This is a genomic window from Providencia sp. M-27, from assembly GCF_011077905.1.
Taxonomy (GTDB): domain Bacteria; phylum Pseudomonadota; class Gammaproteobacteria; order Enterobacterales; family Enterobacteriaceae; genus Providencia; species Providencia huaxiensis.
In genome coordinates this window covers 1-591 of record NZ_JAALBT010000074.1, presented here as the reverse complement: position 1 = coordinate 591, position 591 = coordinate 1, and the positions used below count along the sequence as shown (strand labels likewise).

Sequence of the window (591 nt, the reverse complement as noted above, 5' to 3'; positions counted from 1 at the left end):
ATGATCGCATTCAATCACGTTGTTCCGGTACTTAATCTGTCGGTGTTCAACGTCAGACGGGCACCGGCCTTCGCGTTTGAGCAGAGCAAGCGCGCGACCATAGGCGGGCGCTTTATCCGTGTTGATGAATCGCGGGATCTGCCACTTCTTCACGTTGTTGAGGATTTTACCCAGAAACCGGTATGCAGCTTTGCTGTTACGACGGGAGGAGAGATAAAAATCGACAGTGCGGCCCCGGCTGTCGACGGCCCGGTACAGATACGCCCAGCGGCCATTGACCTTCACGTAGGTTTCATCCATGTGCCACGGGCAAAGATCGGAAGGGTTACGCCAGTACCAGCGCAGCCGTTTTTCCATTTCAGGCGCATAACGCTGAACCCAGCGGTAAATCGTGGAGTGATCGACATTCACTCCGCGTTCAGCCAGCATCTCCTGCAGCTCACGGTAACTGATGCCGTATTTGCAGTACCAGCGTACGGCCCACAGAATGATGTCACGCTGAAAATGCCGGCCTTTGAATGGGTTCATGTGCAGCTCCATCAGCAAAAGGGGATGATAAGTTTATCACCACCGACTATTTGCAACAGTGCC

At 53.8% G+C, this 591-nt stretch carries 1 protein-coding gene; it reads right to left on the bottom strand.

The annotated features are described in order from the left end of the window. The coding region (locus tag G6Q48_RS21985; protein ID WP_060617161.1) for an IS6-like element IS26 family transposase at positions 1–528 on the bottom strand (528 nt) is incomplete at its 3' end. Positions 529–591: the final 63 nt, after the last annotated feature.